Genomic DNA, 10,036 nt, shown 5'->3' on the forward strand with positions numbered 1-10,036 from the left:
GCCCGACTGTGAAAACGTTGAATGTTGGCGTCTGCCTGATGGCGGCCTTGTTGCTGTGTGGCTGCAACCCGTTGATGGTCGCGTCGGTGACCAACCTCAAGTCGGCGGTAGTCGGCCCGGATGATATCGACGTGACGCCGGCCCAGGTGGCCGAGGTCAACTACCCGCAACTCAAACTGACCACGCCGTCCGGCTCCGGGGTATTGGCACTGGTGCGCGAGCGTGAGGATCTGCAGTTCTGGGTCGCCTCCGGCAAGCAGGTTCTGCTGCTGCGCGACGGTCTCGCCGTGCGCACCATCGGCCTCGGCGCGGAAGGCGATCTGGACGGCACGCGGCTGTCCGATGCGTCGCCGTTCAAGCGTGGTCTGCACAACGTTGCCGATGGCGACACCAGTCAGCGCTGGATCGATCTCTACAAGGGCCAGGAAGTCGGGCTGATCGTCAACAGCCGCTTCACCCGAAAATCCATGGAAACCCTGAAGATTCTCAACAAGGAATACGCCGTGCTGCGTGTCGATGAGCGTATCGACGTCCCGGCCATCGGCCTGCGGGCGACCAACCGTTACTGGGTCGATCCGGTTGACGGTTTCATTGTGCAGAGTGAGCAGCAACTGACCTCGCAACTGCGAGTGAAGATCGTGCAGCTGACCCCTGATCGCAGGCACGTGCCATGAAGCGCTTGAGGGTTCTGTCGGCGAGTTTGATGTTGCTCGCCGGCGCAGGCCAGGCAGCGGTGACCGTCACCGGCGACGTTGCCAACCCGGGGCCGGTCGAGTTGCCGGCAGGTGGGCGATTGACCGATGTGATCAGCGTCGCCGTACCGAATGCCGAAGGTTATTGGCTGGCGGGCGAGTTGCTGCGCCAGTCCCTGCTGGAGCAGCAAACCCGGCTCAAGGTCGGCGTGCTGTTCGACCTGGACGTGTTGCAACGCATGGCCGATTTGTTCGATCGACCGAGCCGCAAAGCCCTGGCGGTGCGCATGGCCGAGGACGTGCGGCAGATGCCGGTCACCGGGCGCCAGATCGCGGATCTGGACCCGGTGGCGCTGGAAGTCGGGTTCGCCCGCAACATCCGTCTGGACGATGGTGATCGCCTGATCTACCCGCAGCGGGTCGATGAAGTGCAAGTGCTCGGCGCCGTTGCCGGGACCTGCCGACTGCCTTATCAACCGTTGCTCGAGGCGCGCGAATACCTCAGCAGCTGCGTACTGCTGGAGGACGACGCCGACGCCGATTACCTGTGGCTGATCCAGCCCAACGGCGTTTCGCGGCGCGTCGGCATTGCCCATTGGAATCGTGAGAGCGGGCAGTTTCCCGTAGCCGGCAGCAAGATTCTGGTGCCCTTGAAAAATGATGATCTTGACCCGCCTATCCCTGAACTGAATCAGCAGTTGGCCGAATTTATTGCCACGCAGTTGGCTGAGGTGGTTCGTTGAATTTGCGTTTTGCAGCTGTGTTGTTATTGCCGTGCGGCCTGGCCCATGCCGAGCCGCGCATTACCCAGGGCGATTTTGGTGGCACCGGTCTGTTGCAGACGCCCACCGCGCGCATGGCCCCGGCCGGCGAGTTGAGCGTCAACGCCAACCGCACCGAGCCTTACAGCCGCTACAGCGTTTCGTTGCAGCCGCTGGACTGGCTCGAAGGCTCGTTTCGCTACACCGCCATCACCAACCGCCCTTACGGCCCGGAGTCGATGAGCGGCAACCAGAGCTATAAGGACAAGGCGGTCGACGTCAAAGTCCGGCTCTGGGAAGAAACCCATTGGGCGCCCGATATCGCATTGGGCTTCCGAGACGTCGGCGGTACGGGTTTGTTCGCCAGTGAATTCCTGGTGGCCAACAAGCGCTTCGACAACCTGGATTTCAGCGCCGGCATTGCCTGGGGTTACATCGGCAATCGCGGAGATGTCGACAACCCGTTGGGCTATCTCGACGATCGCTTCAAGACCCGGCCGGCGATGGAAGGCACCGGTGACGTCAATGCCGGCTCGTATTTTCGCGGCCAGCCATCGTTCTTCGGCGGTGTGAGTTACCAGACGCCATGGGATCGCCTGAGCCTGAAACTCGAATACGAAGGCAACGACTACAAGCACGAACCGAAGGACAACGTGATCAAGCAGGACTCGCCGATCAACCTCGGCGCGGTGTTCAAGGTGACCGACTCCCTCGACGTGAGCGCGGCGTGGGAACGCGGTAATACGGCCATGTTCGGCGTCACGTTCCACACCAATTTCGTCAGCCGCAAAGCCCCGGCGAAGACCTTCGATCCGCCGCCGGAACCGTTGCCGGCCAAGGCACCGACCACGGCGCCGGATCAGGTCGACTGGGCCAACGTTTCGCAACGCTTGCAGCAGAACGCGGGCTATCAGGTCGAGCGCATCGCCCAGCGTAATTCCGAGTTGATCGTGTACGGCGAGCAGCAGCGTTATTTTCATTCGGCCAAGGCTGTCGGCCGTGCGAGCCGGATTCTGGACAACAGCGTCAACGACGACATCAACTGGTTCACCGTGGTCAACAAGCGCTACGACCTGCCGCTGGAAGAAACCAGTGTGCCGCGCCAGACCTTCCGCGAAGTGATCAACAACGAGGAGCCGCTGCAAACGTTGCACCGCACCACCGAGGTCAACCCGGCGATGCCGCACAACGAGAAGACGCTCTACACCCAGGCGCCGCAGCACTTCAGTTATGGCGCCGGTCTGGGCTTCAAGCAGAACGTCGGCGGCCCGGATGGTTTGCTCTATCAATTCAGTGCCGACCTCGACGCCGAGTTCCGCTTCAACCGCAACACCTGGTGGAGCGGCATGCTCAGCCAGAACCTGGCGAACAACTTCGACAAGTTCAAATACGACGCACCTAGCGGTCTGCCGCGTGTGCGCACCGACTTGCGCCAGTACCTGACCACTTCAGAAACCACCATGCCATTATTTCAGGTCAGCCACGCCGAGCAGTTGGACAAAGACTTGTACGGCATGGTCTACGGCGGTTATCTGGAATCGATGTTCGCGGGTGTCGGCGGCGAGGTGCTGTTCCGTCCGACCGGGGAGCGCTGGGCGATCGGTGCGGACCTGAACTACGTGCGTCAGCGCGAATTCGACCAGGGTTTCGACCTGCGTGATTATTCGGTGCTGACCGGCCACATCACCGGCTACACCGACTTGCCTTACGAAACGCTCGCGGCGGTCAGCGTCGGGCGTTATCTGGCGGGCGACTTTGGCGGCACGCTGGATATCTCGCGAGAGTTTTCCAACGGTGTGCGCTTCGGTGCGTGGGCGACCATCACCACCGCCGGCAGTACGGAATACGGCGAAGGTAGTTTCGACAAGGGCATTTACCTGTCCATTCCGTTCGACGAGATGATGAGCATGTCGACCATGCGCCGGGCCAACCTGGTCTGGGCGCCGCTGACCCGTGACGGTGGCGCGAGGCTCAATCGCAGCTTCCAGCTGCACTCGATGACCGATAGCCGCGAAGACGACATGTTCTATCGCAACTTCGGGAAAATTACCGAGTAAGTCCGGGAGACCGGGAAGCCAAAATGGGAGCCCTTCGGCTCCCGTTTTTGTTTGTGGTGGATGCCTTTGTTGATCCTTCCACCGTTGCCACAGGTTATTGGGTAATGCCTGATCTTCAGCATTGCCCGGAACCTTGTGGGAGCGAACCTGCTCGCGATTGGCGTCAGTCCGGTCGGCATCAATTCAACTGACCCAGCGTGCTCGCAAGCTGCCCGCCAACTCCCAAATCCCGCCCACAAAAAAGGGGACTTTCGTCCCCTTGCAGTGTTGCTTTCTGCAGCTCTGCGTCTCAGTAAATATCCTTCGACAACAGGGTAAACGGCGTCTTCACCAGGATCTTCACGTCCAGCCACAGCGACCAGTTGTTGATGTACTTGAGGTCGATCTCGACACGCTTCTCCATCTTGTCGAGAGTATCGGTCTCACCCCGGCAACCGCTGATCTGTGCCAAGCCAGTGATGCCCGGTTTGATTCGGTGGCGCGCCATGTAGGCGAGGATTTTCCCCGAGTAGTAGTTGTTGTGCGCCACGGCGTGCGGGCGAGGGCCCACCAGTGCCATGTGGCCTTGCAGCACGTTGAACAGTTGCGGCAGTTCGTCCAGCGAAGTGCGGCGGATGAAGCGTCCGACGGCGGTGATGCGCGAATCGTTGCGGCTGGCCTGTTTGACGTCGCGGTCATCGTGCACGCGCATCGAGCGGAACTTCCAGACCTGGATCACCTTGCCGTTCCAGCCATGGCGATCCTGCTTGAAGAACACCGGGCCGGGGGAGCTGAGCTTAACCGCCAGGGAGATGAGCAACAGTACCGGGCTCAACAGCACGATGGCCAGCAGCGCGACGCTTTTCTCCATCAGGCTCTTGCTCAGGGCGGCGGTGGGGCGGCTGGTCAGCGGGCTTTCGTTGAGGTAGATCGCCGGCAGGCCGTCCACGACTTTTACCGAGTGATTGAGCAGCGTCAGGCTGTTCAGATCCGGCACCCAGACCACGTCCACGTTGGCATCCAGCAGATCGACATACATCGCTTCGATCTTCGCCGCTTCGGACAGCGACAGCGTGATGTACAGGCGACGGATGTCGTGGCGTTTGATCAGTTCCAGCAGGTTTTCCTGATCGCCGACGACGCGTGGTGCATTTGCGTCCAGAGCGGGCAGGGTGCCGTTGCTGACCAGACCCACCAACGGCAGGTTTTCGTGTTCGCTGAGCTTCTTCGCCAGGCCCAGGGCCAGTTCGCCAGTGCCGACGATCAGGGTCTTGTGCTCGCTTTTGCGTGAACGCTGGTAGTACTTGGAGAACGCATGCAGCGGTGCATACAGCAACGCTTGTCCGAGGAAGCCGTACACCGCCCAGTCAAGGATCACCTGGCGCGAAAACAGCTCATCGGCCTTGCAGATGAACGCGATGAACGTCAGCCCGGCCATGGTCATCGACCAGCCCATGAACAGCCGTCCCAGACCGGTCAGGTAGTTGTCTCGCTTTCGGTAAGCGCCGCTGAAGGTATAAGCCGGAACCGAGGCCAACACCGCCAGCATGGTGCACATCCGGTAATAGAACTCGACCGTTCCCGTGTGCTGCTCAGCCAATATAAATAACAGTGAAACAATAAAGCACTGTGCCAGTGCCCATTGGCCCCAGAAGGTAAGTCCCTTGAGGCCCGTGTTTCGGTTGATACGTAGAGTGAGATCCATATGCGATATCCCCAAAAGACTTCCATTCAGGTTTCGACAGTTGAAATCCGAGTTGTTAAGCAGATTTGTTTTTGTTTTAGGTGCCCATGTTCTGAGGTAACAACATCGGTATGCCGAACTGTCGTCAATCAATAGACTAAGTTATTGGGGAAGAAGCTGTCTGACGAGTTCTAACAAGATGGCAATGTGCCAATCATTTGAATTGAAGAATATCAAACGTTAGAAAAGGTCGAAGGGCGGAGGGTTAATAATCCCTGTTGTGTTTGCTATCGTAGGAAGGGTGAGGAGGGAGGCATTACTGACAAAGGAGGGTTAAACCAAGCAAAGTGCTTTTTTATTTTTGTAATTGCACTTGCTTCTGTTCATTGATGGGAAGGCTGTGCTTAGGCAACAACTTCCTGGATCAGGCAATAACCGCGATTACGGACAGCGCGAAACAGTCGCTCACCGTTACTGGCACTTTTGAATTTGTCTTGAAGACGGCTCAGGCACATCTCCAGACCGCGATATTGTTCCGGTTCCCGACCGATGCTGAGAATCAGATCGTCGCGACTGACAACGCGTTCTTCATGGTGCAGCATTTTCCTGACGAGTGCGGTTTCGAGGCCGGTGAGACTGATCTCGATATCCTCCCGGACAAGTACGCCTTGATCATTGTCGAGGTGCCAGGCTTCTGTGACCGGCCGGGAAGTGTCGTTGACGTCCGACGTTATGGCCTGGGTGTTCTGGAATGAATGAGTAGATTGTGCAGCCAGCCATTCGGACTCGAGGGTGGCCAATATTCGCTGGGTATCATGTTCAATACTGCGAGCGACGCTTTTCCTTGTGCCGCGTGGGTAAGTGAACTCCATCAGCGTGGGAGTGGAAGAGGGCGAAGCAACACCTTCAACAAACATCTGTGCCTGAGACGTACCAAACGAATTGAAACGCTCACTGGAGAGAATGCTCTCGAGCTCGCGCTGCGACGCGGAATTGTTCGTCACGACAACAAAATATTTTCTTGGGAGGGTTGTACTGGTTTCCATGTCTCTCTCCTGAAATAACGCACCAAATATGGCTAAAAGGTATTCGGCAGACGAGTAATAACGCGCTCGGAAATAATCGACAGGCAGGGTCTGGGCCCAATTATGGCCGCGATAAGTTCCACTTGGTCTGCTTTTAGAGTAATGATTTATTGTTATGTTTAAGTGTTGCAGCGCTCATTCAATTGACAGCTTTTTATTGGATAGATATTGCGGATAAAACGGTGAGACGTTGGATTTTCATAGCGTTGCATCAGACGTTCCCTCGTATGCTGCAAATGATGATTTCCTGACTCAGGCGGTCGAGATCAACCCCCTCATCAGGCGGTAGCCATACCCGCGAATGCTCTGTATGGCGTTCGTACCGTACACGTCCTTGATTTTCCCACGCAAGCGGCTGATGGATTTTTCCAGTGCCCGGGGATCGTAGAAATTGCTGTTGAGCCCCATGATGCTGGCGATTTCATCATGGCTGAGTATGTGATTACTGGTCTGCGCAAACGCTTCCAGAATCTTCATTTCGGCAAAGGAAATGTCCAGTTTCTTGCTGGTGTCCGACAGGCAAATACGGGTCGGGTCCAGCACCAGGTCTATATCCCTGAGCCATTCTTCACTGCTGAAGAACTCACCGAACAACTCGGCGCCTTCGTCGGCAAGCGTATTGAGCTTGATACAGAAGTCGGCCCCCGCAAGATGGTATTTGATCTTGCTGTAGGCGCCGCGCCCTGTAATGACCGCGCAAATGATCGGCTTCAAGTTGTCGGCACGCAGGTTTTCCACCCGCGCCAGATTGTCTTCGAGTGCCTGGGGAGTGTCGATGATGATGAAGATGGCTCGATATGAGCCGTGATATTCATTTTGCTGATATGAACTAGTGAAGGAGTTGGCCTCTAGAGCCAGATCGGTCTGCACATGCTGCGCGATCAACGCTCTAAAATGTTCAGCCACAGCACGGGTACGGGCCAGAGTGAGAACGCCTGGCTCGTTGTTTGTCCGGTGTGGGCTGCTAGTCGCCAAGTTCCCTGTAAGCATGATGCGTTGACTCGAAAAAGTGCTGACATCGGGATGTTAAAGCACCGGTTCTCATCTGTGACTGACAATTGGTAACATTTACGCGGTTTTTAGACGTGGCTCCCGAGTTTTCTAACAATAATTAAGCATTTCAAGCTTTTAGTTGATTTTCTCGGGGCTGTGAACTAACGAAACGAAGGCCGTTAGATGGTGGCGATGTGCAATGGTGCCACTATTTTGTAATTATGGCGACCTGTTTTATGTCCTATGGCCACTATTGGTCGTGGCTTGAAACTGGAGAATGTGAGGTGGGTCACATTTTAGGGTGTGAGGGCTTTTTTTGCTACTAAGAGAACAAGTTCACAGACGGACGATTATTAACATGGCTTGAGTGTGTCTTTTGATAAGACATATTCTCCGTCACCGAGTCGGGCAATGGGTCTGGATCTACCAATTGTTTAACTTCAGATACCCAATGCCTGAATACAGTTGATCGGGCGCTCTTTACGAGCGTTCTGACGGAGGATTAATGGATTTACTGACCTTGTTCAAGGTGTTGATTTTAGGTGCGGTAGAAGGTCTCACCGAGTTCTTGCCCATCTCCAGTACGGGCCACCAGATTATCGTTGCCGACTTGCTCGATTTTGGTGGCGAACGCGCCATGGCGTTCAACATCATTATTCAACTGGGTGCCATTCTTGCCGTGGTCTGGGAGTTTCGCCCGAAGATCTTCGAAATCGTCAAAGGCCTGCCGACCCAGCGCAATGCGCAACGATTCACGCTTAATTTGATGATCGCATTCTTCCCGGCGGTCGTACTGGGCGTGTTATTCGCCGATGCCATTCATCATTACTTGTTTAATCCGATCACCGTCGCTGTCGCACTGGTGGTGGGCGGTATCGTGATGTTGTGGGCCGAACGTCGGGATCATGTGGTGAGCGTCGAGCACGTCGACGACATGGCCTGGTCCGACGCGTTGAAGATCGGTTTCGTACAGTGCCTGGCGATGATTCCGGGTACTTCGCGCTCCGGCTCCACCATCATCGGCGGCTTGCTGTTCGGCCTGTCGCGCAAGGCCGCCACGGAGTTCTCGTTCTTCCTGGCGATGCCGACCATGGTCGGTGCTGCGGTGTACTCAGGCTACAAGTACCGGGAACTGTTCCAGGCGGGCGACTTGCCTGTGTTCGCCCTGGGCTTCGTCACCGCGTTCGTGTTCGCGATGATCGCCGTACGCGGCTTGCTCAAGTTCATTGCGAACCACAGCTACGCCGCGTTTGCCTGGTACCGGATCGCCTTCGGCTTGCTGATCCTGGCGACGTGGGTGTTTGGCTGGGTGAACTGGACGGAAGCGGCGGCCTGATCACTGACTGCTGATCAGCGCCGCGACGGCGAGGTCGCTCAACTCCGTATCAGGCGATTCCTGACGAAAACGCTGCAAGGCTGACGTGAAATACGCAGCCTTCAGCATGCCGTCGCTGGCGAGGTAGAGTCGCGCGTCTTCCAGCTCCTCGGCGGAGTAAACGCGTTTATGGCTTTCGGTGGTTTCTTGCGAGGCCGTAAAGGGCGTGAGCAGCAAAGAGACAAGCGTGAAACCAGACAGCTTGGTCACCTCCCATGGCGTATCGGTGTTACCCAGACACAGCCCGTCGCAGTGGGCCTGAACATTGGACGTGACGCAAAACAAGGCAAGGAGGGTGCAGCGCTTGAAGCCAGGGAAATTCAACGTGGGCATAAACAAAAGACATCCTGTCAGTACATCAAAAGAATTACAGCCGCGGGCAACGGTCATTCGTTGCCCGCACATTCAACGCCTCGATCAACGACCCGCCAGCAACTCCGCCGCCTGATCCAGCAACGCCAACGGATCCTTGGCCTTGTGAATATCCACCGACAACAACTGCCGAAACTTGCGCGCCCCCGGGAAACCGGTGCCCAGGCCCAGCACATGGCGCGTGATGTGATGCATCGCCCCACCAGTCGCCAAATGCTCGGCAATATAAGGCCGCAACTGCGCCAACGCCTCGGCGCGAGTGATCACCGGCGCTGAACTGCCGAACAACTGCTGATCCACCTCGGCCAGCAGATACGGATTGTGATAAGCCTCACGGCCCAGCATCACACCGTCAAAGGTCTGCAAATGCTCATGGCAGGCCTCCATCGTCTTGATCCCGCCGTTCAAAATGAACTCCAGCTCCGGAAAATCCGCCTTCAACCGCGCCGCCACGTCATAACGCAGCGGTGGAATGTCCCGGTTCTCCTTCGGCGACAGCCCCTCCAGAATCGCAATCCGCGCATGCACCGTAAAACTGGTGCACCCGGCATCCCGCACCGTGCCGACGAAATCACACAGCTCCTCATAACTGTCCCGCCCGTTGATCCCGATCCGATGCTTCACCGTCACCGGAATCGACACCGCATCACGCATCGCCTTCACACAATCCGCCACCAACTGCGGATGCCCCATCAGGCACGCACCAATCATATTGTTCTGCACCCGATCACTCGGGCAGCCAACGTTCAGATTCACCTCGTCGTAACCGTGCTCCTGCGCCATACGGGCGCACGCGGCCAGGTCCAGCGGGACACTGCCGCCCAGTTGCAGAGCCAACGGATGCTCGGCTTCGTTGTGACGCAGGAAGCGCTCGTGATCACCGTTCAGCAGCGCGCCGGTGGTGACCATTTCGGTGTAGAGCAGGGCGTTTTTCGACAGCAGGCGTAGGAAGTACCGGCAGTGACGGTCAGTCCAATCCATCATCGGCGCGACGGAGAAACGGCGGGAGAGTGGGGCGGGTGTAGCGGTGATTGGGGG

General features: G+C 57.2%; 9 protein-coding genes. 4 read left to right on the forward strand and 5 right to left on the reverse strand.

The annotated features are described in order from the left end of the window. Nucleotides 1-8 precede the first annotated feature (8 nt). From AC3WRD_RS25505 to AC3WRD_RS25515, 3 genes are read left to right on the forward strand one after another with little or no spacing between them, the layout of a single operon-like run. Nucleotides 9-674 (forward strand): YjbF family lipoprotein, encoded by a 666-nt coding sequence (locus AC3WRD_RS25505; protein WP_102621826.1) that lies wholly within the window; start codon nucleotides 9-11, stop codon nucleotides 672-674. Then, nucleotides 671-1,435 (forward strand): capsule biosynthesis GfcC family protein, encoded by a 765-nt coding sequence (locus AC3WRD_RS25510; RefSeq protein ID WP_102621825.1) that lies wholly within the window; start codon nucleotides 671-673, stop codon nucleotides 1,433-1,435. The genes AC3WRD_RS25505 and AC3WRD_RS25510 overlap by 4 nt, the downstream gene beginning before the upstream one ends. Then, nucleotides 1,432-3,510 (forward strand): YjbH domain-containing protein, encoded by a 2,079-nt coding sequence (locus AC3WRD_RS25515; protein WP_102621824.1) that lies wholly within the window; start codon nucleotides 1,432-1,434, stop codon nucleotides 3,508-3,510. The genes AC3WRD_RS25510 and AC3WRD_RS25515 overlap by 4 nt, the downstream gene beginning before the upstream one ends. Nucleotides 3,511-3,799: 289 nt before the next feature. Here AC3WRD_RS25515 and AC3WRD_RS25520 read toward each other — a convergent pair whose 3' ends face one another. From AC3WRD_RS25520 to AC3WRD_RS25530, 3 genes are all read right to left on the reverse strand, one after another. Beyond that, nucleotides 3,800-5,194, reverse strand: a complete 1,395-nt coding sequence (locus AC3WRD_RS25520; RefSeq protein ID WP_102621823.1) for an undecaprenyl-phosphate glucose phosphotransferase — start codon at nucleotides 5,192-5,194, stop codon at nucleotides 3,800-3,802. Nucleotides 5,195-5,577: 383 nt separating this feature from the next. Next, a complete protein-coding gene (locus AC3WRD_RS25525) occupies nucleotides 5,578-6,219 on the reverse strand; it encodes a winged helix-turn-helix domain-containing protein (RefSeq protein WP_102621822.1) in 642 nt (213 codons plus the stop codon). Between the two features lie 291 nt (nucleotides 6,220-6,510). Further along, nucleotides 6,511-7,251, reverse strand: a complete 741-nt coding sequence (locus AC3WRD_RS25530; protein ID WP_102621821.1) for a winged helix-turn-helix domain-containing protein — start codon at nucleotides 7,249-7,251, stop codon at nucleotides 6,511-6,513. Between the two features lie 505 nt (nucleotides 7,252-7,756). Here AC3WRD_RS25530 and AC3WRD_RS25535 point away from each other — a divergent pair. Further along, entirely contained in the window at nucleotides 7,757-8,587 is an 831-nt protein-coding gene (locus AC3WRD_RS25535; RefSeq protein WP_102621820.1) for an undecaprenyl-diphosphate phosphatase, read from the forward strand. On the opposite strand, the gene AC3WRD_RS25540 is transcribed toward AC3WRD_RS25535, so the two are convergent. Together AC3WRD_RS25540 and dusA are read right to left on the reverse strand one after the other, a co-directional pair. Further along, nucleotides 8,588-8,959, reverse strand: coding sequence for a DUF2388 domain-containing protein (locus AC3WRD_RS25540; protein ID WP_102621819.1), 372 nt, complete (start codon nucleotides 8,957-8,959; stop codon nucleotides 8,588-8,590). Nucleotides 8,960-9,043: 84 nt separating this feature from the next. Then, nucleotides 9,044-10,036, reverse strand: a 993-nt coding sequence (gene dusA / locus AC3WRD_RS25545; protein WP_371858596.1) for a tRNA dihydrouridine(20/20a) synthase DusA, incomplete at its 5' end; no start/stop codon positions are given.

It is taken from the genome of Pseudomonas sp. FW215-R2 (assembly GCF_058789255.1).